We start from the raw sequence: 26,170 nt of genomic DNA, 5'->3' as shown, positions 1-26,170 counted from the left end.
TGACAGCCAGATTGTGAACGATACAGCAAACACAACAAAGACTAATGGCAGCATCTCAGGTTTCTTTGCCTGAGCTATCGACCTATCTAATGAAGCACCAGGTGCCCGTCTGGTGCTTTTTTTTGTCCGCCCAATGTATCATCAGTATCCAAGGTCATCGATCGCTATATGACTTTCATGGTCAATATAAACGAAACGAGCGGCTGCCCGAAACAGACAGCCGCTCGCCTGGAAGATCCGCTCCTGCCTTTGTTATTCGAAGCGCAGGTGCTTTACCGAATCGCCGGACATTTCGAGTTCGAGCAGGGAGTCGATGCCAATGTCGAGGTGTTTGGTAACGAACTGTCCCGTAACCCGTTTGTCACTCTCTTCGGTTTTTACCCCTTCGGGCACGAGCGGGTTGTCAGACACCAGCAACAGTGCGCCATGCGGAATGGAATTCGCAAAGCCAACGGTAAAGATCGTAGCCGTTTCCATATCGATCGCCATAGCCCGGGTCTCGCGCAGGTACTCTTTAAACACTTCGTCGTGCTCCCAGATGCGCCGGTTCGTGGTATAGACCGTACCCGTCCAATAGTCGAGTTCGTGCTTCTTGATCATCGATGACACCGCCCGCTGCAATCGGAACGAGGGCAGGGCCGGAATCTCCGGACGCATATAATCATTGCTGGTTCCTTCGCCCCGGATGGCCGCGATGGGCAGCACCAGATCGCCAATCTGGGTCTTTTTCAGCCCTCCGCATTTGCCCAGGAACAGAACCGCCTTGGGCCGGATGGCCGACAACAGATCCATGACGGTAGCGGCCATAGCGCTACCCATACCGAAGTTGATGATGGTGATGTTGTTGGCCGTAGCGGTTTGCATGGCCCGGCCCAACCCAAAAATTTCGGCGTTGAACTTCTCCGCGAACAGCTCTACATAATTAATAAAGTTGGTCAGCAGGACGTATTCGCCAAATTGCTCGATGGGGGTTCCGGTATACCGGGGCAGCCAGTTATTGACAATCTCTTCTTTCGTTTTCATCTATACAAAGTGGGAGTAATGAAAGCAGCGAACTACAGCGGGAGTGGTCCAGATTGAGGACGTAATATTCCCGGTTGTCGATGTTTTTCTCTGTATTTTTGGGGTATGCTTGCGTTGAACCTGCCCCCTTTTGATCACAAAACTAAGCAAGTCGAAGGGAAACCGTATATTTTCGACTTACTACGCCGGAAGTATGTTCGGCTCTCGCCCGAGGAGTGGGTTCGGCAACACATTGTCAATCTGCTGCTGACGCATTACGCCTACCCGAAAGCCCTCATCCGAACCGAAGGCGGGCTGACGCTCAACCAGACGCAGAAACGGACCGACGTCGTGGCCTTCGACCGGCAGGGCCAGCCGTTTCTGGTCGTTGAATGTAAAGCGCCCCACGTGCCGCTGACCCAGGCTGTTTTTGACCAGATTACCCGCTACAACCATATTCACCGGGCGCCGTATATCGTTGTTTCCAACGGGCTGACCCACTACTGCTGCTGCATTGACCACGACACGGCCGAAATCCGTTTTCTCGACGATTTTCCGGCGTTCGGCGCCTAGCAAAACGCCCCGGTACCGTTCGGGACCAGGGCGTTCGTAGTCTCAGATAAAGGGGGCGAAGCTACTGATTCATAACGGCCGTGAGCGTACCACTACCAGCCCGCAACCGCGCCACCCGGATTCCCGATAGTCGCTTATGATACAGCACGTAGTCACTCAGCGGCTGGGTGGTAATCATGACCTGGCCCTGCTCCGACGACGCGTGCAGGAGGTGAATACGACCGTTGGGCTGACGGACGGCCAGTCCAACGTGTTTCATATCGAGACCGGGACGGGCCGCAGTCAGCATCACAATGTCACCCTCGCGCAGCTGGCTCTCGGCCTGCCGGATAATCTTTTTGGGGATGAACGCAAACGACTGCTGGTTCAGCTCGGCTTCGGTCAGCGCCACCTGCCGGTATACCGCCGGATCGCGCAGGGCCGGGTACCGGTACGTAGCAGTTGTCATGTATGACACTGGTTTGGCCACCGACATAGCCCCCGGCAGTTCGCGGGAAACGTCGGTCAGCAAGCCCTTTCGTTCGTTGTCGCGGAGCCAGTCCGAAAAATAATGAAGTCGGCTGGCATACCCGTCTATGCGGCCATTGCGGTAGCGCAGCTGGGTCAGATACTGCTGAAAGCTGCGTTCCAGCTGCGCGGGCGTCGCTTTTGCCGACAGTTCGAAGCGCGCCAGTGAAAGCGCCAGCACCGTTTCGAGGTAGGTCGTACAGTCGAAGGCGTCTACATTGACAACCAGCTGCTCGGTCGCGTTCAGGTCGAGCGTATTGGCTACGTACGGCTTACCGATCAGTTGCTTCCCGACCTGCACGGCCGTTTCGGCGGGTGTTTTTCCGCCGGCACTCGCCCACTGACTCAGCTTCACGGCTGTCGGTTCCTGAGCCAGCGAAGCCGTAGCTATGGTTAAAAGTACTCCCAGGGTAAACCTTTTTTTCATAGATTGAGATAACAAGTGCTTGCGTCGTATGGACGACGCAAGCCGGATAAAGTACCGATTTGTCAGGCTTTAATTTCCAGCACCCGAACACTGCGGGGTGGTAATGACAACGAAACCCCTTCTCGCCCAGCAACCTCAACCTGCGTATCGCTCAGGAAAATATCGGTGAACTGGTAAGTCCGCATGGGATCCAGCCCCAGGGTAGCGAACGCATGGTCCGGCAGCTGAACGGTGGTTTCGTAGGTTGTATGCGCCGAGAAATTACAGACGATCAGCAGTTTCTGCCGATCCGTATAGCGCAGGTAACTGTACAGCTGATGGGCGTCGTAGCCCCTGCTCTGGCCGTTGTCGTTCGCCCACTGAAGGTCGTAGAAATAGCCGTTCTGGATGGCGTCGGACCCGTTGACGAGGTGGTTGAGCTGCTGGTAAAACGCCCGCAACTGCCGCTGTTCGTCGGAGAGTCCCCCACCGTCGTAACGGCCCTGCTCGCCGGGCTGCGCGTTGAGCCAGCCCTGCCATTCGGGAATGCCCCAGTAGTCGAAGATGGTCGTGCGGCCGTCGTCGCCACTGAATCCTTCGCTACCCTCGGCCCGAACCCCTACTTCCTGCCCGAAATACAGCAGAAACGGCCCGGTATGCATGGTAGCAGCCAGGGTCATGGCCGGCACAGCCGCCCAGGGGGTATTGGCAAAAAACCGCGAGGCAATGCGTTGCTCGTCGTGCGTTTCCAGAAAGCGGAGCATGTGCTGGGCGTAATCGCCCGACTGCTGCTGCCACACCCGCGTTAGGTCGTAGCAGGAGCCGTGGCCTTCCATCAACGCCCGCAGTGCATCGTACAGCCCCACCTTATCGTAGAGATAATCAAACCCACCGTCGAAAATGAAGGGCCGGTACAGGTGCGGCTCGTAAATCTCGGCAATGAAAATAAGCCGCGGATACCGTTGCTTCACCCGTCCGATCGCCCACCGCCAGAACTCGACCGGCACCAGCTGGGCCATGTCGCACCGGAACCCATCGACGCCTTTGTCGGCCCAGAACAGCAGGATGTCGAGCATCTGCTGCCAGGTGGCCGGTATCGGATCGAAATGACGGCTGCCGTCGAAGACGTTGATCCCGTAGTTGATCTTTATAGTCTCATACCAGTCGTTGCTATCGGGTGTAGCCGTAATGGAGCCCGATCCGGTAACCTTGGCCGGGTATTCGTGCAGCGATGTGGGGCGGTTGGTATCCCCGGCCGGGGCTACAAAGGTCTGACCGGGCAGGTAATAAAAATTATTATCGGGCGCAAAGCCAACCGTTGTGTCGTCCTGCTCGCCCAGGTCGACCACGCCCGCCGGTTTGGCGTCGGACTGGTACTGCCGGGCCACGTGGTTCGGTACGAAGTCGATGATGACCCGCAGTCCGTGCGCATGAGAACGCTCAACCAACGCGTCAAATTCGGCCATCCGATTCGGTACCTCAACGGCCAGATCAGGGTTGACATCGTAATAATCGCTGACCGCGTAGGGAGAGCCAGCACGGCCTTTAACCACGGCCGGATCATGAGGCTGAATCCCGTAAGCTGAGTAATCGGTTTGAGTAGCGTGTTCGAGTATACCCGTATACCAGACGTGCGAGGCCCCAAACTGCCGAATACTCCGCAACGCTGCGTCGTTGATGTCGGCGAATGTTCCAGACCCGTTCTCCGATTTGTCGCCATGGGGGCGGTTGGTGGTATTCGTGTTACCGAACAGCCGGGTAAAAATCTGGTAGATAATAAGTTTGTCCATTACGGGGACAACGGACGTCGTATTCATGAACGAGGTTACGGCTGTTTACAATTTATAATGCAAAGCTATGGCCTTTTTCGCCGAAAATCTTGGGTTATTTTTGCCAATGAATAGCCCCCTCGGTATGCAGGCAGGCCGCGAACGGGGGCAACCAAACCGGCGCCCGTCGGTCAGATCGCCTGCTACGCCTGGTTCGGCCTTATTTTCATTCAGCATAACCACTACATGAAACGATCTTTGTTTACACTCATCTGCGCCCTGGCCGCTACGCTGGCGGCTTTTGCCCAGACCGCTCAGATCCAGCGGCTGAACCCAACCAACTGGTGGGTGGGCCTGAAAAACCCGAAGCTGCAACTGCTGGTCTACGGTCCCAACGCCGGTACGCTGACCTATACCGTCAACTACCCCGGGGTTAAACTGGTCAAAGCCCACACTGTTGAGAACCCCAACTACGCCTTTCTCGACCTAGCCATTGCCCCGACGGCCCGCCCCGGCACACTGAAACTGGTTGGCAAGCGCGGCACACAGACGCTGACCCAGCCCTTTGAACTGAAAGCCCGCAACCGCGAGCCGAAAGCCCAGGGCGTAACGGCCGCCGACTTCATCTACCTGGCCATGCCCGACCGTTTTGCCAACGGCGACCCCAGCAACGACAAATTTGACGACCTGGCCGACCCCAACGCCGACCGGGCCAATCCGGTTTACCGCCACGGGGGCGACCTGGCCGGAGCTGCCCAGCATCTCGACTACCTGAAAGACCTCGGCGTAACGGCCATCTGGTTTACCCCCGTATTGGAAAACAACCAGCCACTCACGAACGAAGGCGGGCTGATGCGGTCGGCCTACCATGGGTACGGGTTTACGGATCACTACGCCATTGACCGGCGCGTGGGTGGCAACGAAGGGTATAAGGAATTTGTACGGAAAGCCCATGCCGCCGGCCTCAAGGTCGTTCAGGACGCCGTGTATAACCACGTCGGTATCAACCACTGGTTCCTGAAAGATATGCCGATGAAAGACTGGCTCCACCAATGGCCTACCTACACCAATACGTCGTACAAATACCAGCCCATTACCGACCCACACGGCGCCGAAAGCGACCGGCGCGTTTCGCTCGACGGCTGGTTCGTACCGCACCTGCCCGACCTCAACCAGAGCAATCCGTTTCTGGCCAACTTCCTGATTCAGCACGCGATCTGGTCGGTCGAAGAATTTGGGGTCGATGCCTGGCGGGTCGACACGTACATGTACAACGACCAGCCATTCATGAACCGCTGCAACGCGGCCCTGCTGGAGCAATACCCGAACATCCACATCTTTGGCGAATCGTGGGTCAACAATGTAGTCGATCAGGCCTATTACACCCGCAACAAAATTGATTTTCCGTTCAAATCGAACCAGCCGGGCGGCCTCGATTTTGTGGTGTATTCGGCCATGCTCGACGCGCTGAAGCAGAATTTCAGCTGGGACGATGGCGTCAACCGGTTTTACCAGGCGCTGGCGCAGGATGCCGTTTATGCAGACCCCAGCAAGCTCGTTACGTTCCTCGACAATCACGATACCGACCGCTACCTGTCGGTCATCGGTGAAGACATCAGTAAATACAAGATGGGGCTTACCTGGCTGCTGACCACACGTGGCATACCCAGCATGTACTACGGCACGGAAATTCTGATGAAGAATTTCAAGAACCCGTCCGACGCCGAAGTACGGCGCGATTTTCCGGGCGGTTTTCCGGGCGACAAGGAGAACAAGTTCACGGCTGCCGGTCGCGACAAACGCGAGAACGACGCGTTTGATTTCGTGCGCAAGCTGGCCACTTACCGCAAGGCCACCCCAGCCCTGCATGCCGGTAAGCTGATGCAGTATCTGCCGCAGGACGGTACGTATGTGTATTTCCGGTACGATGCCAACAAAACCGTGATGGTAGCCAGCAACACCAACGACAAAGAGATTTCGCTCGATACCGCCCGGTTTGCCGAACGCATGGCCGGATTCCGGTCGGCCCGTAACGTGCTGACCGACGAAACCCTGTCAGACCTGAAACTGATCAAACTACCGGCCAAAACGGCCGTTGTGCTGGAGCTGAAGAAATAGTTAGGCTTATGATTGGTTGTCATGCTGACGAAGGAAGCGGATTCGGGGCTATTACCTGAGATGCTTCGGCACCGGCCACCCGGCTTCGTCAGCATGACAAACATGGCTGCACCTTTTATACCTCTGTAGGCAGTAAGCGTCTATGGCAGCGCACAGCCTTGTCGCAGAAGTCTACGCTTTCGTTAAAAGGCCGTACTTTTACGGCTTACTACAACCTGAAACGCTATGCCCATCAAGGCTTTTTTATTCGATCTCGACGGCGTCATTGTCGACACGGCCGTGTACCACTATCAGGCCTGGAAACGGCTCGCCAACGAACTGGGTTTCGACATTTCGGAAGAGTTTAACGAGCGGCTCAAGGGCGTCAGCCGGACCGAGTCGCTGGATATTATACTGGCCCACGGTGGCCTGACCTTACCCGATGAGGAAAAACTGGAACTGGCATCCCAGAAAAATAACTGGTATCTGGATCTGGTCAGCCGCATGACCGCCGAAGATATACTGCCCGGCGTGGCTACGTTTTTCTCGCAGGTACGCAAAGCGGGCCTGCAAACGGCACTGGGATCGGTCAGTAAAAACGCTCCGCTCATTCTGGAGCGCATCGGCATGTCAGACGTGTTCGACGCGGTCATCGACGGGAACAAGATCAGCAAGGGCAAACCCGACCCGGAAGTGTTTACCAGGGGTGCGGCCGAACTGGAGGTCCGGCCGGCCGAATGCGTGGTTTTTGAAGACGCCGTTGCCGGCGTGGAAGCAGGCAAACGGGGCGGTATGTTCGTGGTTGGTCTGGGGTCGCCGGAGGTACTGGCCCAGGCCGATCTGGTAGCCCCCTCGCTCGACGTACTGACGGTCGATGAGGTGCTGGCCAAAGCCAATGCGCGGCCGTAAATCGCTAGCGCTCGGCTACGCCTTTGCTGGTCGGCGTGGGCGTTTTGAGCAATTCGGTACCGGCCCAGCTTAGCCGGGCCACGCTCCCCCGCGAATCGAGTATGAACCCTACGGCGTCGGTTCCTTCCCAGAAGTTGCTGTAGGTCAGCCGGAACGTGTCATAATGCCAGTGATCGAGCCGACCGGCCATCACATCGTTCGCCGAAAAGACGAGCTTATCATCCTGCACGCTCACGTTGACCTTGCCATAGAGCGGGTCCGTATACTGCCCGGCATAGGCCGTGAGCGGCAGCGATGGTTTTGTGTTCCTGACGCGCAGGCTGTCGACCCGGCGCTCGGCTGCTTTCCGGCGCAGCTGTATATCGCTGTATAGCTTGTAGAGGTCGGCGTTCCAGTCGCGACTGATTCCCAACGCAAACTGATCGAAGGCGCGGTACATGAGCGCGTGGCGCAGTTCGGCATGATCGAGGTTACCCTGTATATAAACAGCCAGTTTCTGGTCAGGAAGCTGGGCATGCATGGCGACCATGCCCGTCAGACTCCCGGTATGGAAGTTGACCCTATGGCCCCGGTAGTCGTGCTGGAACCAACCCAGGGCGTAGGTTTTCCAGGTCGGTTTGGTCAGCACCTGCGAGGGGTAAAACTGGGCATCGGTCACGATTACCTGCGGCTTGAACAGCTCGGCCCAGGTGGCGGGTTTGAGGAGCTGCCTGGATTCAGCATTTCCGGACCGATACCGGCCGGAATCGAGCATACACTGCATCCAGAGGGCCAGATCGTCGGAACATGACCAGACCGACCCGGCTGGCCCTACCGCGTCGACGGCGCCCTCTTCGCGTTTGTTTTTAACAACCCGAACTGTATCGTTCACCGCTACGTGTGGCCAGGCCCGGTTGGGATCGGTTACTTCCCGAAACAGTGCTTTAGTACGGGTCATACCCAGCGGTTCGAAAATACGCTGTCGGATAAACGTTTCCCAGGGCTGCCCGCTCACTTTCTCCACCACTTTGCCGGCCGCCAGATACATGATGTTCTGGTAGATGAACCCTGACCGCAGCGAGTATACCGGTTTGACCAGCCGCATCCGATTCAGAATCTCGTCGGAGGGAATCTGCATGATAGTCCAGAGCAGGTCGGCATTGCCAACGCCGGTGTTATGGGTCAGCAGATCGCGCACCCGCAACTCGCGCGTAACGGCCGGATCGTACAGCTGGAAATTGGGCAGGTAAGTAAGTACCGGATCGTCCCAGTGGAGTTTACCTTCGTCGACGAGCATACCGAGACAAGCCGCTGTCATGGCTTTGGTGGTCGACGCCATGGCAAAGAGCGTCTGCGTATTGACAGGCTCCGCTTTGTTGAGCTCCCGAACGCCGTAGCCTTTCTTGAGCACCACCTTCCCGTCTTTTACCACCGTAACGGTGAGGCCCGGAACGTGCCAGTCGCGCACGGCCTGCTGTACATAAGCGTCGTACGCTACGGCCGGGTCGGCCTGCCGGGTTTTTGACTGGGCCATCAGGCAGTGGCTGCTGATGAGGAGGGCACACAACAGGGCGAATTTCATAGGGGGAAGATTGAAGAGCCAATATACACATGGATCGGCCAGTATTTTACGGATTGGCACCAATCATCTGCGCCGGGCCATTAGCTTTGCTTTTCATCCTGTTTCTGCCCAATACATCCTGACAATGATTCACCTGTACAGTCAACGAACCTTGCTGCTGGCGGCCCTGAGTGCCTGTCTAAGCCTGGCCAATCCGTCCGGCACCCATGCTCAGTCAAAAGCCCGCCCTGCTTCGCCCGCCGGAGCCGCTGCCATCCGCGAAGCAGACATCAAACGCGACCTGTTTGCCCTGGGGGGCGATCACTTTCGGGGTCGAGAGGCCGGCTCGCTCGATGAGCTGAAAGCCTCGGTCTGGATTGCCGAACAACTCCGCGCCATGGGCCTGCAACCCGCCGGCGATGACGGTACGTTTTTTCAGTTCTTTCACATCCAGCGCACCCGCATTACCGAAACCAGCCGGCTCGCCATTGGTAGTCGACAGCTCACCCACGGCCAGGATGCCTTTCTGCTGGCGCCGGCCATTGCCTCGGTCGACGCGCCCCTCGTCTTCATCGGTACGGGTTCGCCGGGCGAGATGGCCAATGTCGATATTAAAGGCAAAGCCGTAGCGATCCTGTTTTCGGGAACCGGCCCGGCCGAGCTGAGCTACCGTCGGTTTTTGTTCGGTACCATGACCCGGCGGGCGGCCGAACTCGTGAAGGCGGGTGCCGTGGCGGTGGTATGGGTATCTAACGAGCAGGCTCAGTCATATTTCGAGCGCTGGACAACGGGGCTGGAACGCGGTCGCTACGACCTGCCGGGCGGCCCTAACACGCGCATATTTACCCAGGCGCCAACGGTCTGGTTACCGGCCAGTGCCATCGACTGGATCAAACAACCCAACCAGCAGTTTACCAACGTGGTCAACGTAGAGAGTTTCAGCTACCCGTCGGTCAACATTGTCGCCAAAGTAGCCGGTACCGATCCTGCGCTGACGAAGGAGCACATCCTGTTCAGCACCCATCAGGACCATGATGGCGTTCGGCGGGCGGTAGCGGGCGATTCGATCTGGAACGGTGCCGACGACAATGCCAGCGGCTGCGTTGCCACGATGGCCATTGCCAGAGCGTTTGTCAAACAACCCGCCAAACGGTCGGCGCTGTTTGTGTTCCACGGCGCCGAAGAGCGGGGGCTGCTCGGTTCGCGCTATTACGTGGACAAGCCTACCGTGCCGCGCGGGTCGATCGTGGCGGTACTGAACGCCGAAATGATCGGCCGTAATGCGCCCGACAGCGCCTGTATCCTGGGTCAGCAGCCACCCCACCGCAACTCGACCGACCTGGTCAGTGCGGCTCTGGCCGCCAACCAGGCCAATACCCGGTTCAAGCTCGACACGCTATGGGACAAACCGGAGCACCCCGAAGGCTGGTATTTTCGGAGTGATCACCTGCCCTACGCCCGGGCCAACATCCCCGCCATTGCGTTTACGAGCCTGCTTCACCCCGACTATCATACCCCCAAAGACGAACCCGAGCGCATCGACACCGGCAAAGTGACCAACATAGCCCGCTGGATGTACCTCACCGGCTGGGACATTGCCAACCGCCCAACCCGCGTCAGGCTCGACCCGAACTTCAAACTGGAACGATAAACGGCTCCCTACCAATCTTTCTCTACGTGCATGACGCATCTCTATTCCCGCCCACTGGTTGCCGCATTGCTGGTATGGCTGGTGATTGCCTGCCAGCGACCCATTTCATCTTCGGCAGTATACTATCCGCCCAAAGGCGATAACTGGGCCACGATAACCCCCGAAAAAGCGGGCATGAATCCCGCGTTACTCGACGCAGCTGTGGCCTTCGCCAAAACCCAGGAAACCACTCAGATGAAACCGGATTTCTCGACCCAGGAAGAGATTTTCGGGAAGCTCCTCGGACCAATGCCTACCAGCCGGGCGGCCACGAACGGCATCATTCTCCGCCACGGCTACATCGTAGCCGAATGGGGCGACACCCGAAGCGTTGACCCAACCTACAGCGTAGCCAAGAGCGTTCTGTCGACGGTGGTGGGCATCAGCCACGAGCGGGGCATGATCCCGAACGTTTTCGAGCCGGTCTCGACGCTGATTCACGATGGCGGCTATGATTCGGAACAGAACCGGGCCGTAACCTGGGAGCAGCACCTGCGGCAAACGACCGAGTGGGAAGGCAGTCTGTGGGGTAAAAACAGCGATTTTGTCGGCAAAGAAGCGTTCGGGCGCGGAGAACGTAAGCCCCGCACCTTGCAAAAACCCGGCACCTATTACGAATACAACGACGTACGGATCAACCGCATGGCGCTGTCGCTGCTGCGGCTCTGGAAAAAACCGATCCCTGAGGTAGTACGCGATGAGATCATGAATCCCATCGGCGCGTCGGACACCTGGCAGTACATACCCTATCCCACGGCCGTAGCCGACGTAGATGGCAAACCCATGCCCTCGGTGAGTGGCGGTACGCGCTGGGGGGGTGGCCTACGCATCAGCGCCCGCGACCTGGCCCGGTTTGGCTACCTCTACGGGCGGCAGGGACGCTGGCAGAACCGGCAGATCATTTCGGCCGACTGGGTCAGGCAGGCGACTACCGGCAACGCCGTTGGCCCCGACTACGGCTACCTGTGGTGGCTGAATACGGGCAACGCAGCCGGTGGCAAAAAGCCCTGGCCCGACGCACCGACCAGCAGCTTTGCCGCCCTTGGCGCGGGGTCGAACACCGTCTGGGTCGACCCCGAACACGATATCGTTATTGTGTGGCGCTGGCATAACGGCAATCCGAACGAGCTGATCAAACGGGTACTGGCCGCGGTACAGCCGTAACGGTATAATCAGCGGATTATCGACGTAAATAGCTGGCCACCAGAAAATCGTCCGGGCGTATTTGCTGCTTCAGCGCCCACTGGCGGCCGATATCGACGCGGGCGCGGTTGAGTTGACGCACTACCCGTTTTCGGTAAATGTTCAGACAACGCCCCGGCAGTTTTTCTTCGTAGATCAGCTGGTTGGTTTCATCGTAGAAGCGCACGATCGTATAGGGCGATGGCTTGCGGTTGGTTTCGGTCATCCAGAAAATGCCCGACGATTCGGCCGGTGCGGCATAGCCCGCCAGTCGGTTTTTATTCGCATACGAGCCTGCGGTCAGGGTCTGCGCGTAGCCAGTCAGACTCAGGCTGGTCAGCAATAGACAGAGGAGTGTGATTTTACCAGTCATAGATGTAACGAGTAATCCTTGTGCCGACCGTGCCACGGTCGGCACAAGGAATTTGGAGGTTTAGGAATAGCTATCTGATCAACTCAGCATCCCTTTGTCGTTACCGAAGCGGTTGGGGGTAACACAACCGGTACCCGTATTGAGCGAACGGTCATAGAGAACCCTTTTTGTGCATTTTACTGGCATACAAGTGGTTCGGAACCCCTATACGCACGAAATTTTCAATCATTAAGTCAGCATGCATACTATCTTTGACAGCTGATTCATCAGCAAGCCTGCGCTTACCCGCCTGACATTAACCGATTACTTATGACCACAATAGCCGAACGCGAACGTCTGTACGAACGAGCCGATAACAAAGGGTGGAAAAAATGGGGACCGTATTTATCCGAGCGGGCCTGGGGTAGTGTCCGTGAAGACTACAGCCCCTATGGCGACGCCTGGAACTACGTAACCCACGACATGGCCCGCTCCCGCGCCTACCGCTGGGGCGAAGAAGGCATCGGCGGCATTTCCGATAACAAAGGTCATATTTGCTTCGCCCTGGCGTTCTGGAATCATAAAGACAATATCCTCAAAGAACGGCTGTTTGGCCTGTCGGGGCCCGAAGGCAACCACGGCGAAGACGTTAAGGAGCTGTATTATTACCTCGACAGCACCCCTACCCACTCCTACATGAAGATGCTTTACAAGTATCCGCAGCAGGAGTTTCCGTACAACCGCCTGGTCATCGAAACCGCCCGCCGAAACCGACAGCAGCCCGAATATGAACTGATCGATACCGGCGTTTTTGAACAGGATGAATACTTCGATATTTTCATCGAATACGCCAAAGCCGATCAGAACGACTGGCTGGTAAAAATTACGGCCCATAACCGCTCGGCCCAGACGGCTCCGCTGACGATGCTGCCCACGATCTGGTTCCGTAACACCTGGTCTTGGGGCTACGAGCAGTACAACGCCCGGCCCATGATGAACGGGATCGCCAACAACCAGATCGAGGTGAACCACAAGCAGTTGGGAAAATACAAACTCTACTGCGAAGACGCCGACGCGCTGCTGTTTTGCGACAACGACACCAATACCGAGCGACTCTACGGCCGGCCCAATGTGGCCAAATATCCCAAAGACGGGATCAACAATTACATTACGTCGGGCGGGAAGAAGAACTTTATCAACCCCAACCAGATTGGCACGAAAGCGTCGGCTCAGTATACCCGGCAGATACCGCCCGGCGAGAGCATCAGCGTTCGGCTGCGCTTCAGCGATCAGACGCTGATGGGCCAGCCCTTTGCCGACTTCGACGACATCTGGAACCAGCGCCTGGCCGAAGCCGATGCGTTTTATGCCAGCCTGCAAACCAATGTAACCGACTCCGAACTGCTTACGATTCAGCGGCAGGCCTATGCCGGTATGCTCTGGAACAAGCAGTTTTATTACTACAACGTCAACGAGTGGCTCAAGGGCGATCCCAAGATGCCGGTACCGTTTCAGGGGCGGGTCTATGCGCGCAACGAGAGCTGGCGGCATATGTACACAGCCAATATCCTGAGTATGCCCGACAAGTGGGAATACCCCTGGTTTGCGGCCTGGGATCTGGCGTTTCATACGCTCACCCTGGCGCGGCTCGACCCCGACTTTGCCAAACGGCAGCTGGCCGTTATCCTGCGGGAGTACTACATGCACCCCAACGGCCAGATACCCGCCTACGAATGGAACTTCAGCGACGTGAACCCGCCGGTTCATGCCTGGGCTACCTGGAAGGTGTACGAGATTGACCGGGAGCAGAACGGCACCGGCGATGTGGCCTTTCTGGAACGGGTGTTCCATAAGCTGCTGCTCAACTTTACGTGGTGGGTGAACCGCAAAGACGTTGAAGGCAACAACATTTTTGGGGGCGGCTTCCTCGGTCTCGACAATATCGGGGTCTTTGACCGGAGCCAGCCGCTGCCCATGGGTGGGCGCATCGAGCAGGCCGACGGTACGGGCTGGATGGCCATGTATACCCTGAACATGCTGCGGATCGCCTGCGAAATCTCCCTGACGCGCCCCAGCTATCAGGACATGGCCAGCAAGTTCTTCGAGCACTTCCTGCACATAGCGTCGGCCATGAATAACCTCGGCAAGCAGAACATCAGCCTCTGGGACGAGGTCGATCAGTTCTACTACGATGTGCTTCACACGCCCGATAACAATGCCCGTCTGCTCAAGATTCGCTCGATGGTGGGGCTGATTCCGTTGTTTGCGGTCGAGATTCTGGACGAGGAACTGCTCTCCAAACTCCCCGACTTCAAACGACGGGTCGAATGGGTACTGACCAACCGCCCCGACCTGGCCTCGCTGGTGTCGCGCTGGCACGAGCCGGGTAAGGGCGAAACCCACCTGCTGAGCCTGCTGCGCGGCCACCGGATGAAGATGATCATGAAGCGGATGTTCGACGAAACGGAGTTCCTGTCCGACTTTGGCATTCGCGCCCTGTCGAAATTTCACGAACAGACGCCGTATCAGTTCGAGCTGAACAGCGAGATATTCCAGGTGCGGTACTCGCCGGCCGAGTCGGAAATGAGCATGTTTGGGGGTAACTCCAACTGGCGCGGGCCGGTCTGGTTTCCACTTAACTTCCTGCTCATCGACTCCCTGCAGAAGTTCTACCAGTATTACGGCGACGACTTCGAGGTCGAATACCCCACTAATTCGGGGCAGGTGATGAGCATCAAGGAAGCGTCTGTTCAGGTAGCCGAGCGGTTGATCAACCTCTTCCGGCGCGGAGCCGACGGCCGTATTCCGGCCTACGGCTTCGATAAGAAACTACAGACCGACCCGCATTTCGATAAGCTTTACCTGTTCTTTGAATATTTCCACGGCGACGTTGGAGCGGGTCTGGGCGCTAACCACCAGACCGGCTGGACGGGTCTGGTAGCCGATCTGATTGAGTACTGGTACAAATACCAGAGTGAAACGGTTGCTGTGCCCGCTACCAAATAAGCAGACTACCAGACAAGCCAGCCCGGCATGGACGTAGAAAAGGTCTTTACCGTGCAGTGAAGACCTTTTCTACGTCCATGCTTGAGGCATTCGGCGCCCCTTCTGTACTCGAGTAATCAGGACCACTGGCTTAACCAGTCTACCACTAACATGTGCCTATTGATCAAAAATACCGCATCGCTACTCATAGGCAGTAGCCGGTATCCGAAAAAATGGCCACATTTAAGCATGCGCCCGACTCCTCTCCCAGGCTCTTAGGGGGCTAGGAGTGAAATCCGGCGGGCCAAACGATTTCTGGCAGGCCATGCGTAACAGTCTTACCATCAACTTTTTAACTCGCATTACGCTACAGCGGGTTCAAGCAGCCGAATCAGGCCTTTTTCGGCGTCCATCTCGGCGTTGATCCCAATTGGTACGGTAAACTTGTCGGTAATATGCCCGATCATGGCGCCGGCAAAAGCCGGAATGTTTAGCGGTCCAATATGTTCGATCAGCACGTCTTCGAGCGTCAGTGAACCGTACCCCCCGCTACCGGGACCGCAACGCGTACACTTGCCGAACACGAGCCCTGACAGTTGGTTGAGCACCCCGGCCAGCTTCAGATGGGTCAGCATTCGGTCAACACTGTAGATATCCTCGCTGACGTCTTCGATGAATAGAATTTTATTACGCCAGTCGGGCACGTAAACCGAACCCAGCAAATGGCAGAGCACCGTCAGATTGCCACCCACCAGCGGACCACGCGCCGTACCGGGCCGAATCGTCCAGATGCGGTCGTCGGTCTGGGCCAGCGTATCACCCTTGTCGGTCGGATTTTCATACATAACCGGTTCGCCTTCCATAATCACGCGCCGAAACCGCTCTACGGTATACGAATTCCAGGTGGCCGAGCCTACCGGGCCATGGATGGTAGCTAATCCGGTTTTAGTATGAATGCCCAGCAGGAGGGCCGTAATATCGCTGTAGCCAATGAGTAGTTTGGGGTTTCGGCGAATCAGTTCGTAGTCGAGCAGCGGCAGCAACCGGGCGCAGCCCCAGCCTCCGTGCATGGCCATGACCATCTGGATATCCGGGTCAGCAAACATGGCATTCACGTCGGCGGCCCGGTCGGCATCGCGCCCGGCCAGATAGCCGTAGCGGTCGTAAAAGTGCGGAGCCAGCCTGGTTTTCAGCCCCATCGCCACCAGCGACTCCTGCGTAACCTGCACCTCTTCGCGGCTGTAGGCCGGCGCTGCCGGACAAACCAAACCCACCGTATCGCCGGGCTTGAGCCGGGCCGGTTTTACAGTAGCCAGTGGTTTTTGATCGTAGGTAGCAAAGGGCGCAAGCGCGGTAGTTTTGAGCAGAGAACGGCGGGTCAGCATGGCAGAAAGTCGTTTGCGAAAATCGGTGTATAATACTAGCGAAAAATAGTACATGAGCGCATATACGGGTGCTTGTAGCTGCCCGCTAACAGGTTACGGCGAGACAATTTATCCGCCATACGCTGGTAGTACTTGCTGGATCTGCCGGGCGCAGGTGTTAAAAAATCGTAACGGCGCAACGCATCGCCCCCTGCGGGTATCCTGCTGGTAACCAAACCCCATACCCAATGGCTCATGTCAACAGGCTCCTGATTATCATTATCCTCGTGCTCGCCCAGCCCTTGGCCGCTGCTGCGGTTACAAGCCCTACGAGTACACCGTGTGCCCCACCCGATTACAGGATATATCACCGCAGCATTGCCCGCATCCACGACCTGATTGCCAGCCAGCAGTACGACCAGGCGTTGGCAGCCTACAAAAACGTATTTACCAGTTATGATTTCATCTTCCTGCGGGACTATAAAGTAGCGGCTCAACTGGCTTTGTATCTGGGCAGGCCCAGTGAGGCTCTAGGCTTCGTTCGCAAGGGCTTCGCTGCGGGCATGACCCCCCGACAGGTCCGCAAGCATGCCTTTCTCAAAAAGCTTATCGGCCAGCCCGACTGGAAAAAGCTCAAAAAGCAGTATCCTGCACAGCGGGCAATCTATCAGCAACGCATAAACCCGGCGGTTCGAGACGAGGTGCAGGCCATGTTTCGCAAGGATCAGTGGAAAGCGCTGGGTGCCCTGTTTACCTTCAGTTCTCAGCGACAGGACCGCTATGCCGAAAAGCGGTTTGCCCCGCATAGCCAAATCCAGCTGGCGAGGCTTACTGAGATTCTGAAAACACACGGCTATCCGGGCGAGAAGCTGATTGGTAATGCCAGTTGGGGAGCCGTTATTTTCAGCCACCACAATTCCATCAGCCAGCGCCATGCCCTTGAAGATACACTCTATCCGGCACTTAGACCTGATCTCCTGAACGCACTAGTACAGGGACAGATATCGCCCTACGAACTGGCTCTCATCGATGACTGGTACGTAGCCGTCAAAAGCGGTCGCCAGGAAAAACGCTATGGCTACATTGACGATGCTCTGACAGAAGCCGAACGAAACAAAGCCAACGAGTGGCGCGATGAGATTGGCCTTAGCCGGGTTGAAACAATCAACGCCCTCATGGACAGACAGCAGCAAACCGGCCTGAACTTTCATCTTCCATTCCGCCAACCCGCTAAAACACGCATCCGGCCTGACAGTCTGTGACTCTGTATAGCTACATGACGGCCTGAGACCGGTGTGGGTAATATGACTACCCGGATTATTCCACGCTCGTGCCGCTAAATCGGTCATTCTACTGATTAAACCAATTATTTACGACCCACTGGTTCATATCGAACTGGTTATCGACGAACCTGTCTCATAAAGCCATTACTGCAAAACAATCACACATACAGGCAGTTTATAATATAAACAAAACACAATCAGCGTTATGAAAATTGCCGTAGAAAAAGGACAGGATAAACCACTGCTGGCCGACGGGCACCACAGCGTTACGATCACGCACATCGACGAGGGCACCAGCGAGAACAAAGGAGTGCCTTTCTTTGCCGCCCGCTTTGAAAATGAAGATGGGTATGTTTCGCACCGGTTTTACCAGTCACAGGCGGGTATGGCCAGTATTGTCGGCCTGTTCGAGCAGGCGGGTATAGCCGTAGAAGAAGGCAAGGAGCTGGACACGAAACAGCTGATTGGCAAACAGGTAGACATTGAAGTCGGCGAACGGTCGTATACGGACCCCGAAACCGGCAACGAGCGCACCCTGAAACAGGCGATGAATTTTCTGGTGAGCTAAACCAGGTTGCGCCAGCTGCTTTCGGGTGGCTGGCGCGACCAGTTAGTCAGAAAACCAACCTGTTGTTCGGTCCTATCGTCGGATCAGGTACCTTAGCCGTTCATTTTTTACTCCTTACGTTATGAAACCTGTGTCCGGCCTTCGCTATTGCCTCCTCCTATTGACCTGCCTGCTCTGGAACTGCAAAAGCGACGACCCCGCCCCCACCCCGTTTCAGGCTACTGATTTTGAAGTTATTATCAATACAACAACCCAGTCAGGAAGCGACTACCGGGTCAACTACGATATCGTCAACAAAACGACCCGCCGGTACGCAGCCCCCAGCGACCAGCTGTTTAACGTTGTTTTCACGGCCAAAGCAGCCGATGGCTCGACCTATACCGAGCAGGAAGGCGTACCCGAACTGGATGCCAGCTCCCGACAGTCGCGGGTAACGCTGGTCAGCACGACCGGCAAGCAAACCACCATAACGGCCGAGGTGCTCAAGGCTCCCTAGGATCTACTTTTTATACGCAAACCGCATCAGATACCCTTTCTTGCCATCGCCTTCGCTCGCGATGAATAGATCGCCGTTGGGGGCAAAACAGATGCCTTCCGGCTGGCGAAACCGCTTCGGGTCGAGCGACTCCGAGTAGGTGATTTTGGCCTGTCGGTTCGTAATAACCAGCCGCTTCCCAGCCGAGGTCAGGATATACCACTCGCCCGTTATGGGGTGAACAGCAATACCCGAAGGCTTATAGGTTTTCGGATCGATACCCGCGCCGTTCAACTGCTCGTCATTTAGCTGCATATCCTTAAATACCGCCCGGTTCAGCAGATCGAACGAGTAAACGGCTTTATCGCTCGACGCACTCCCCCCGTTCTTGACGGCCAGCAGCAGCCGTTTGGTCTTAGGATCATAGCCCAACCCTTCTACTTCAGTTTTGGCGGGCAGGTCGGTTTTGGTGCGGCCAATCTGCGTCGACTCCGGCTTGAACCGGAATAGGTTGCCGTTGCTTTCGAGTACATAGACCTCGCCGTTCACGTATTCGATTCCTTCAAAATCGCCGTATCCGCCGAAGCCAAAGTCTTTGACTACTTTCTTTTTGCGGCTATCGTAGACGTACACGACCGCTTCTTCATCCTGCACGCAGAGTAGCTGGCCATCCTTATAATACGTCAGGCCCGATATCTCTTCCAGCGCTTTGGGCAACGTAACATCATCGTCGGGCGATTGTAGGTCGTAGGGAAGTTTGAAGGGGGCCGCTATGGTTGCGGACTCGGGTTGGTTATCCGTTTTGGTCGACGAGGTGCCGCAGCCAGCCAGCCCAAGCATCATTCCCAACAAAAAGCGATTCATACAGGATGCAGGTTTGGCGCAAAGGTACATGCCTAACCGATTTGAACACCGATCGGCTGCCCAACCGCCGTTTTTTTAACATGATGATATGGTACTGTTTTACTCGGAACGCTGAATCTCAGGCCCGTCGGGCAAAAACCGGCGTTCATCCACATTGCTTTTGTGGGCTGATTCGGACAGCCCACCTTTGTCTCAGTCAAACGAACCAAACAAATACGAACCATGAAAAAAGTATTCGTTTTGATGCTGGGACTGGTAGCCGGTACCGCATCATTTGCCCAAACCACGGCCGACAAAGCGCCTGTCACCTATGTATCCGTCACCACTGATAAAAAGATTCAACTCGTCGTTGGCCGCGAAGAGGCCACCGCTACGGTGAGCCTCCGCGATGAGCAGGGCCGCATCCTGTATGCGCAGAATGTAAACCTGCGCGATGGCCTCCATCAATATTTCAACATTGCCGAACTGGCCAACGGAACCTACCAACTGGCCGTTCGTGTCGGTAAAGAGCAGATCGTGAAAACGTTTGTTGTGGGCGAACAGCCCGCTCAGAAGGTGGTTGCTTTTGAGTCGTGATCCAAAATTCGTCACCCAACCGACCGAAACCGGCATTCCGCCGGTTTCTTTTTTTGTAGCGTAGATAGGATGTGTAGATTTGTTATATGACCACCGTACCGACAACATACCGCCTGACCAACCGGCAAAAATGGCAGCTTGCCCTGAGCGTGTTTGTTGTCTACTGGCCCCTGCGGCTTTACGTCAATATCTCGAACCCCAGCTGGGCCCTGCGGGCGTCGCGGCTGCCGTTCTTCGTTCTCGAGATTCTGCTGTCATTGTTCTTTTTCTTTCTCTGGATCAGCATTACCGAGTGGATACAGCGACGGCTTTTCAGCTGGTTTGGTGACGGGTTTCTGCTGGAGTTCAAAATTCCAGCTCAGCTGGCTACGCTGCTCATTGCCAGCGTCATAGCCCTCTCGTTTAACTATGGCTTTTACACCATCTGGCGCACACTGAATAGCTTCATTGAAGAGCGGTTTCCGGCCTACCGCGCCCAGCGCCCCCCTAAGCCATATACTCCGCTCGATGCAGCCGTCTGGCGGCAGGGACGTGAACAGCGGGCCCGGGCCAATAACAGCCTCACCGTTCTGGCGCTGCTGTCGGCATTTTACCTGGCTGCCAACCGGCGTACCAACCGTCGGCTCGAACTGATTCAGGTGCGTGCCGAGCGACTTGAGAAAGAAGCGGTACAGGCCCAGTTTACGGCCCTGAAGAGCCAGGTCAATCCGCACTTCCTGTTCAACAGCCTCAGTATTCTATCGTCGCTGGTTCATGCCGACGCCGACCTGTCTGAGCGGTTTATCGACCAGCTCTCGAGGGCGTATCGGTATATTCTGGAGCAGAAAGATAACGAGAGCGTATCGCTCAAAACCGAGCTGGAGTTCATTCAGGCCTACCGCTTTCTGCTCAACATCCGCTTCGAAAACAAATTCGATGTTATCATCAACGTACCCGAAGCCGATCAGGTCCGGTACGCCATTGCTCCGCTCACCCTGCAACTCCTGGTTGAAAACGCCGTAAAGCACAACCGGATGTCGGCCAAAGAACCCCTGCAGGTGCAGATCTTCCTGGAAGACGACAGCCTGGTTGTGCAGAACAACCGGCAACTGCGTCCCCAATCCGAGGTGTCGACCGGTGTGGGTCTACAGAATATTGTCAACCGATATACGCTGCTTACCGACCGGCCAGTGCACGTCAGTGAGAACGAATCGGCTTTTATTGTCAAAATACCGCTACTCGGCGAACGGGTACCGGCATAGTTTCCCTACGGGTCTTTGTTTACGGTAGTTCGTCGGCTGGCTCTGCTGCTTCGATTATGAATGTGTTGATTATTGAAGATGAGAACCTCACCGCCAAACGGCTGGAGGGCATGTTGCAGAAATACGATCCCGGTATACAGGTGCTGACGGCCATTCCGTCGGTGAGCGAAGCCGTGGCGTGGTTCAAACAGCCAGCCCGCCCCAGTGTCGATCTGGTTTTCATGGACATCCACCTCGAAGATGACCTGGGATTCCGCATCTTCGAGCAGGCCAATCTGACTACGCCGGTAGTCTTTACCACCGCCTATGATGAGTACATGATCCAGGCGTTTAAGGTGAACAGCATCGATTACCTGCTTAAGCCCATCAACTACAACGAGCTGGTAGCGGCCATTGAAAAATTCAAAGCGCTGAAAAAGCAGTTCGGCTCGGCGAGTGCATCGACTCCCGACCTCGAAACCCTACTGAGCCTGATCGGCGGCCCCCGCCAAACCGATTATAAGGACCGATTCATGATTACGGTGGGCACTAAGATCCGAAGCATCGAAACAACCGATGTCGCGTATTTCTACCTCGAAGAGCGGGTGGTTTTTCTGGTCACCAAAGACGGACTCAACCTGCCTATTGATTATAGCCTCGACAAGCTGACACAACTGCTGAACCCCCGGCAGTTTTTCCGGATCAGCCGGCAGTTTCTGGTCTCCTTGTCTGCTATCCAGACCATCCATACCTATTCGGCGGGCAAACTGAAACTCGATCTGATGCCCAAATCGCGGCAGGAGGTGTTTGTCAGTGGCGACCGGATGACCGAGTTTAAGGAATGGTTGGGGAAGTAGGATCAGCCAGCCGGTCCAGTTCGCTGCGTAACACGGGTAACGCCTGCTCCAGCCCGGCTTTGAAGTGATTCCAGCGGCTGATAACCTCCTCTGGCTCGGGTGCTGCCTTGGCGGACTGCTCCAGCTGGCGCAACTCCATTTCCAGCGACGTCAGCCCGACCATACCCACCCAGGGCACAATCTTATGGGCCACATCGGCCACGCCAACCCAGTTTTGCTGCTCCATACCGGCTTCCAGCTGGTCAAAATCCGGTATGACCTCATCGAGAAACAGATGAAGCACACTCACAATCTGCCCTCGGCTTCCGCCATGCAGCCGGTCTAGTCGTGAGTAATCAATGGCGGGGGCGGTTAGTGGCATGGTAGTTGGACGAGCAAACGGTGGTGACCAGGCCCAGCGATGTGTTACCGCTGGGTATATCGGGCAATTTTTTCGAATAAATCGTCGGGGTTGAACGGTTTGGTGACGTAATCGTTCATCCCGATCGCGAAGGCGCGGTCCTGGTTGCTGAACGGAGCCGATCCGGTCAGGGCCAGAACCGGTACAATCGGATTCAGCCGCCGAATGGCCTCAGTAGCCAGATACCCATCCAGAACCGGCATTTCCAGATCCATCAGTACAATGTCGTACGTACCGGCGCTGAATTTGTCGATGGCGATCTGTCCGTTTTCTGCGGTATCGACCAGAATTCCCCACTTCTGCATAAAGCGCTGCGCCATTTTAAGATTGATCGGGTAATCATCGACCAGTAACAGCCGGATACCGGCCAGTGGCTGATCACTGCCATCGGCCGGCGTCGGTTTTTGCGAAGAGGACAGGCTATCCACGGTATATATCGGTTTATCAATCAGGTGTGCGGTATCCATAATCAGCTGTAAACACAGCTTGAATCAGGTCCTGCAACAAATATAAGTTAGTTTACCATTTCTTAACTAAGGCAATTAAAATTTTACTTTTTAGGAAAATTAGAGTTTTTAAGCGGTGTATTTTTGATCCAGCCTGCGCAAACGCCCCCCCCCCTCGGCTGGTTCGGCCACAGCTGGGTGGCAACCGTGGCGGGCGCCGAGGCTGTGCCTTTCTACAGGATGTTTATCGGCCCGAATCCGGTTAATCGGGTTTGTACCCGTACCTTTGCCAGATGACCTGCTCGTTTATGGCCGGTCTTTGACACTGGTACACTATGCAACATTCCGATCAGCCGCGTCGACGCGGTCAGCGCACCGACCAGCAGCTCACGGTTCAGGCTCCGGCCCAACTGATGGCTTTCCTGATTGACAAGCTGCCGCACAAGAATCGTAACAATATCAAATCGCTGCTGAGTAATAAACAGATTCTGGTCGACGGGCGGGTTTATACCCAGTTCAACCACCCGCTGCAACCCGGCCAGATCGTTACCGTAGCGGGCAACCGGGCGCCCGAGACAACCCAATACAGAGGCCTGACTATCCTGTACGAAGACCCACACCTGATTGTGATCAACAAACAGGCGGGCCTGTTATCGATGGGTACCAGTAAGGAGCGCGACCGTACGGCCTACAGCATGTTGAGCGACTTCACCAAAAAAGAAGACCCGAAGAACAAGATTTTTATCATCCACCGGCTCGACCGCGAGACATCGGGAGTGATGATGTTTGCCCGGAGCGAGAAGGTACAGAAGCTGATGCAGGAATCGTGGAACGATACCACCAAGCAGCGGACCTACGTGGCGCTGGTAGAGGGCGTACCGGAACCGCCTGCCGATACCATCACCTCCTACCTGCGCGAAAGCAAGGCCCTGATCGTATATTCCAGCCAGAACCCCGAATACGGGCAGCTGGCCGTCACGAACTATACCGTGTTGAAGGCCGCCAACGGATACGCTCTGCTTCATCTGGAGCTGGAAACCGGACGCAAGAACCAGATTCGGGTACACATGCAGGATATTGGTCACCCCATTGCGGGCGACAGTAAATACGGCGCCACGTCTGACCCGATCGGGCGCCTGGGGCTGCACGCCGAGATGCTGGCTTTTGAACACCCCATCACGGGCGAGGCCATGCGGTTCGACGCGCCGGTGCCCAAATCGTTTCTGAGCGTATTGAAACAGTCAGAATAATCCATGCTACGGACCCGTTTCTTAGCGGGTCCGTAGTTGGCGTTTAAAGGCATTCAGCACCCGGGCCAGGGTCAGCGTATCGCCAAAGGCCTGCCGGACAATCTTCAGCGAAGCGCCTTTGCTCACGCCCGACTCGCGCGGGTGGTATCTGGACTCTACCTGCCGAACGGTATGCCCCGTAACGAGCAGCTTCGCGCATAGTTCACTCTCTACCAGAGAGCTCTCCAGCTCGACCTTCAGCGCCTGAACGGCCTGGGTCTTGTAAATCTTGACCCAGTTTACATCTTTCAGGTCAAAGCTGAGCAGAAACCGGTTCACGAGCCGGTTGGCATACGAGAGCGCGTTCCGGAGCATGGTATAGGTTGTATTCTCGAGCCGGTAAAACGACACGAACGACCGGTCCGGCACGTTCATATGCGGAATCAGTTCATCGGTATCAAACTGACCATCGGCCGGAACCGCCGTCAGGTTTTCGTACCGCGCATGGGCGTATCCTGTCCGCAGCGCATGGCCAATACCCCGATTGACCGGATGTATCAACGGCCGGATTACGGCGTATTCCGCGGCCAGCTCCCGTACCACATCGGCCGAGCCATCCGAACTGCCGTCGTCGACCAGCAAAATTTCATACAGGCCGGGTTTGTACTGCTCAAACGTCTGAATCAGCTTGGTAACGACTTTCCGAACGGTGCCTACTTCGTTGTAACAAAAGACGACTATACTCCAGGTTTGGTCCATCAATAGCGGTTGATCACGTCAATAACCTGATTAACTTCTTCGTCGGTCAGTTCGGCAAACATCGGTAGTGATACACAGTGTTCGGCCAGGTATTCGGCATGGGGGAAATCGCCTGTGTGATACCCGAGCGATTGGTAAGCCTTCTGCAGGTGGCAGGGCACGGGGTAATGTAATCCGGCTACGATGTTGTTTTCTTCCAGATAGCGCAGGAAGTCGGCCCGGTTCTCGACCGTAACGACAAAGAGGTGATAAACGGACTCGGCAAAGGCGGGTTGCTGCTGCATCCGTACGCCCGGGTTGGTGATTTCCTGCTGGTAGCGGGCGGCAATAGCCTGCCGACGGGCGTTCCACTGGTCGATATACCGTAGCTTAATGCTCAGGATAGCGCCCTGAAGCCCATCCATCCGCATGTTATACCCAATCTCGTCGTGGTAGTACCGCGTCTGCGAGCCGTGGTTGCGCAGGCTCAGCACATGGTCGTAATAGGGTCGGTGGTTGGTCGTTATCCCTCCTGCTTCGCCATAGGCGCCCAGGTTTTTTCCGGGATAAAAGCTGAAGCAGGCCATTTCGCCAAAGCCCCCCACCCGCGTACCGTTATAACGAGCGCCGTGGGCCTGGGCGGCATCTTCGATAAAACGCAGGTTGTGCTGTTCGGCTACGGCCTGAACGGCCGCAATATCGAAGGGTTGCCCGTACAAGTGTACGCCCGCAATCACTTTGGTCCGCTCGGTAATCCGTTCGGCAATTTTCGACGCGTCGATTTCCCAGGTGTTCGGGTCGCAGTCGACAAATACGGGGGTAGCACCCACGTGCGACGCGCCCCAGGCCGTAGCAATGAACGTATTGGCGGGAATGATGACTTCATCGCCGGGGCCAACGCCCAGTGCCAGCATGGCCAGCTGCAGGGCCGTGGTTCCGTTATTGACACCCATGGCATGGGAGGTGTCACAGTAATCGGCAAAGGCCCGTTCGAACGTCGCTACGTAAGGACCGCCGGAGAACGCGTTTGATTCAAAAACTTCTTCGGTTACTTTGAGCACCTCGTCTTTCAACTGGTGATACTGTTTCCGGAGATCAAGAAAAGGAATTTTTTGGGTGGCTACCATCTGGTTAGTTG

The 26,170-nt window shown here is 56.1% G+C and carries 24 protein-coding genes; 13 read left to right on the top strand and 11 right to left on the bottom strand.

The features are described 5' to 3' along the window. Nucleotides 1-252: 252 nt before the first annotated feature. Nucleotides 253-1,023 (bottom strand): AMP nucleosidase, encoded by a 771-nt coding sequence (locus tag FBR45_RS11775; RefSeq protein ID WP_077923807.1) that lies wholly within the window; start codon nucleotides 1,021-1,023, stop codon nucleotides 253-255. Nucleotides 1,024-1,128: 105 nt separating this feature from the next. Between FBR45_RS11775 and FBR45_RS11770 the strand changes: the two genes are divergently transcribed. Continuing rightward, nucleotides 1,129-1,575, top strand: a complete 447-nt coding sequence (locus FBR45_RS11770) for a type I restriction enzyme HsdR N-terminal domain-containing protein (RefSeq protein ID WP_077923808.1) — start codon at nucleotides 1,129-1,131, stop codon at nucleotides 1,573-1,575. Between the two features lie 61 nt (nucleotides 1,576-1,636). Here the strand turns inward: FBR45_RS11770 and FBR45_RS11765 are convergent, their stop codons facing one another. Together FBR45_RS11765 and FBR45_RS11760 are read right to left on the bottom strand one after the other, a co-directional pair. Then, nucleotides 1,637-2,509 carry an N-acetylmuramoyl-L-alanine amidase-like domain-containing protein gene (locus FBR45_RS11765; protein WP_138502505.1) on the bottom strand — a complete coding sequence of 291 codons (873 nt, stop codon included), beginning with the start codon at nucleotides 2,507-2,509 and terminating at the stop codon, nucleotides 1,637-1,639. A gap of 62 nt (nucleotides 2,510-2,571) precedes the next feature. Continuing rightward, nucleotides 2,572-4,305: an alpha-amylase family glycosyl hydrolase gene (locus tag FBR45_RS11760; protein WP_171044877.1), complete on the bottom strand. Its 1,734-nt coding sequence runs from the start codon at nucleotides 4,303-4,305 to the stop codon at nucleotides 2,572-2,574. Between the two features lie 198 nt (nucleotides 4,306-4,503). On the opposite strand from FBR45_RS11760, the gene FBR45_RS11755 reads away from it, so the two are divergent. Both FBR45_RS11755 and pgmB read left to right on the top strand, forming a co-directional pair. Then, complete coding sequence (locus tag FBR45_RS11755; protein WP_138502503.1) at nucleotides 4,504-6,375, top strand: glycoside hydrolase family 13 protein; 1,872 nt, start codon at nucleotides 4,504-4,506, stop codon at nucleotides 6,373-6,375. A gap of 225 nt (nucleotides 6,376-6,600) precedes the next feature. Continuing rightward, a complete protein-coding gene (gene pgmB / locus FBR45_RS11750; RefSeq protein ID WP_138502501.1) occupies nucleotides 6,601-7,263 on the top strand; it encodes a beta-phosphoglucomutase in 663 nt (220 codons plus the stop codon). 4 nt (nucleotides 7,264-7,267) lie between these two features. Here pgmB and FBR45_RS11745 read toward each other — a convergent pair whose 3' ends face one another. Next, complete coding sequence (locus FBR45_RS11745; protein ID WP_138502498.1) at nucleotides 7,268-8,824, bottom strand: serine hydrolase; 1,557 nt, start codon at nucleotides 8,822-8,824, stop codon at nucleotides 7,268-7,270. A gap of 124 nt (nucleotides 8,825-8,948) precedes the next feature. On the opposite strand from FBR45_RS11745, the gene FBR45_RS11740 reads away from it, so the two are divergent. Both FBR45_RS11740 and FBR45_RS11735 read left to right on the top strand, forming a co-directional pair. Beyond that, nucleotides 8,949-10,454 carry a M28 family peptidase gene (locus FBR45_RS11740; RefSeq protein WP_138502496.1) on the top strand — a complete coding sequence of 502 codons (1,506 nt, stop codon included), beginning with the start codon at nucleotides 8,949-8,951 and terminating at the stop codon, nucleotides 10,452-10,454. 30 nt (nucleotides 10,455-10,484) lie between these two features. Beyond that, complete coding sequence (locus tag FBR45_RS11735) at nucleotides 10,485-11,657, top strand: serine hydrolase domain-containing protein (protein ID WP_138502494.1); 1,173 nt, start codon at nucleotides 10,485-10,487, stop codon at nucleotides 11,655-11,657. 16 nt (nucleotides 11,658-11,673) lie between these two features. Here the strand turns inward: FBR45_RS11735 and FBR45_RS11730 are convergent, their stop codons facing one another. Next, nucleotides 11,674-12,048 carry a hypothetical protein gene (locus FBR45_RS11730; RefSeq protein ID WP_138502492.1) on the bottom strand — a complete coding sequence of 125 codons (375 nt, stop codon included), beginning with the start codon at nucleotides 12,046-12,048 and terminating at the stop codon, nucleotides 11,674-11,676. 309 nt (nucleotides 12,049-12,357) lie between these two features. Between FBR45_RS11730 and FBR45_RS11725 the strand changes: the two genes are divergently transcribed. Further along, nucleotides 12,358-15,033, top strand: a complete 2,676-nt coding sequence (locus tag FBR45_RS11725; RefSeq protein ID WP_138502490.1) for an MGH1-like glycoside hydrolase domain-containing protein — start codon at nucleotides 12,358-12,360, stop codon at nucleotides 15,031-15,033. Nucleotides 15,034-15,374: 341 nt separating this feature from the next. Here FBR45_RS11725 and FBR45_RS11720 read toward each other — a convergent pair whose 3' ends face one another. After that, the gene (locus FBR45_RS11720; protein ID WP_138502488.1) at nucleotides 15,375-16,397 is read right to left on the bottom strand and encodes a S66 peptidase family protein; all 1,023 of its coding nucleotides are present in this window, start codon (nucleotides 16,395-16,397) and stop codon (nucleotides 15,375-15,377) included. Nucleotides 16,398-16,624: 227 nt separating this feature from the next. Between FBR45_RS11720 and FBR45_RS11715 the strand changes: the two genes are divergently transcribed. From FBR45_RS11715 to FBR45_RS11705, 3 genes are all read left to right on the top strand, one after another. Beyond that, entirely contained in the window at nucleotides 16,625-17,638 is a 1,014-nt protein-coding gene (locus FBR45_RS11715; protein WP_138502486.1) for a hypothetical protein, read from the top strand. Between the two features lie 226 nt (nucleotides 17,639-17,864). Then, nucleotides 17,865-18,227 carry a hypothetical protein gene (locus tag FBR45_RS11710; protein WP_138502484.1) on the top strand — a complete coding sequence of 121 codons (363 nt, stop codon included), beginning with the start codon at nucleotides 17,865-17,867 and terminating at the stop codon, nucleotides 18,225-18,227. A 121-nt stretch (nucleotides 18,228-18,348) separates the two neighbouring features. Continuing rightward, the gene (locus FBR45_RS11705) at nucleotides 18,349-18,723 is read left to right on the top strand and encodes a hypothetical protein (protein WP_138502482.1); all 375 of its coding nucleotides are present in this window, start codon (nucleotides 18,349-18,351) and stop codon (nucleotides 18,721-18,723) included. A 3-nt stretch (nucleotides 18,724-18,726) separates the two neighbouring features. Here the strand turns inward: FBR45_RS11705 and FBR45_RS11700 are convergent, their stop codons facing one another. Then, a complete protein-coding gene (locus tag FBR45_RS11700; RefSeq protein WP_138502480.1) occupies nucleotides 18,727-19,566 on the bottom strand; it encodes an SdiA-regulated domain-containing protein in 840 nt (279 codons plus the stop codon). A 222-nt stretch (nucleotides 19,567-19,788) separates the two neighbouring features. On the opposite strand from FBR45_RS11700, the gene FBR45_RS11695 reads away from it, so the two are divergent. The 3 genes from FBR45_RS11695 to FBR45_RS11685 all read left to right on the top strand — a co-directional run bounded on the left by FBR45_RS11695 (nucleotide 19,789) and on the right by FBR45_RS11685 (nucleotide 22,219). Further along, nucleotides 19,789-20,142: a T9SS C-terminal target domain-containing protein gene (locus tag FBR45_RS11695; protein WP_138502478.1), complete on the top strand. Its 354-nt coding sequence runs from the start codon at nucleotides 19,789-19,791 to the stop codon at nucleotides 20,140-20,142. Nucleotides 20,143-20,228: 86 nt separating this feature from the next. Then, nucleotides 20,229-21,383, top strand: a complete 1,155-nt coding sequence (locus FBR45_RS11690; protein WP_138502476.1) for a sensor histidine kinase — start codon at nucleotides 20,229-20,231, stop codon at nucleotides 21,381-21,383. Between the two features lie 56 nt (nucleotides 21,384-21,439). Beyond that, nucleotides 21,440-22,219: a LytR/AlgR family response regulator transcription factor gene (locus FBR45_RS11685; protein ID WP_138502474.1), complete on the top strand. Its 780-nt coding sequence runs from the start codon at nucleotides 21,440-21,442 to the stop codon at nucleotides 22,217-22,219. On the opposite strand, the gene FBR45_RS11680 is transcribed toward FBR45_RS11685, so the two are convergent. Together FBR45_RS11680 and FBR45_RS11675 are read right to left on the bottom strand one after the other, a co-directional pair. Next, nucleotides 22,197-22,580 carry an Hpt domain-containing protein gene (locus tag FBR45_RS11680; protein WP_138502472.1) on the bottom strand — a complete coding sequence of 128 codons (384 nt, stop codon included), beginning with the start codon at nucleotides 22,578-22,580 and terminating at the stop codon, nucleotides 22,197-22,199. The two genes, FBR45_RS11685 and FBR45_RS11680, sit on opposite strands and share 23 nt — an antisense overlap. Before the next feature lie 44 nt (nucleotides 22,581-22,624). Beyond that, nucleotides 22,625-23,086, bottom strand: coding sequence for a response regulator (locus FBR45_RS11675; protein WP_138502470.1), 462 nt, complete (start codon nucleotides 23,084-23,086; stop codon nucleotides 22,625-22,627). Between the two features lie 314 nt (nucleotides 23,087-23,400). Here FBR45_RS11675 and FBR45_RS11670 point away from each other — a divergent pair, with 314 nt between their 5' ends. After that, a complete protein-coding gene (locus FBR45_RS11670; RefSeq protein ID WP_129603665.1) occupies nucleotides 23,401-24,315 on the top strand; it encodes an RluA family pseudouridine synthase in 915 nt (304 codons plus the stop codon). Between the two features lie 21 nt (nucleotides 24,316-24,336). On the opposite strand, the gene FBR45_RS11665 is transcribed toward FBR45_RS11670, so the two are convergent. Next, complete coding sequence (locus FBR45_RS11665) at nucleotides 24,337-25,053, bottom strand: glycosyltransferase family 2 protein (RefSeq protein ID WP_138502468.1); 717 nt, start codon at nucleotides 25,051-25,053, stop codon at nucleotides 24,337-24,339. Then, nucleotides 25,053-26,159: a DegT/DnrJ/EryC1/StrS family aminotransferase gene (locus tag FBR45_RS11660; RefSeq protein ID WP_138502466.1), complete on the bottom strand. Its 1,107-nt coding sequence runs from the start codon at nucleotides 26,157-26,159 to the stop codon at nucleotides 25,053-25,055. Before FBR45_RS11660 ends, FBR45_RS11665 begins: the two co-directional genes overlap by 1 nt. Nucleotides 26,160-26,170: the final 11 nt, after the last annotated feature.

This window comes from Spirosoma lacussanchae (assembly GCF_005870035.1).
GTDB classification, from domain to species: Bacteria; Bacteroidota; Bacteroidia; order Cytophagales; family Spirosomataceae; genus Spirosoma; species Spirosoma lacussanchae.
Note: the sequence above shows the minus strand (reverse complement) of the source record. Positions and strands in the feature narration are given on the sequence as shown.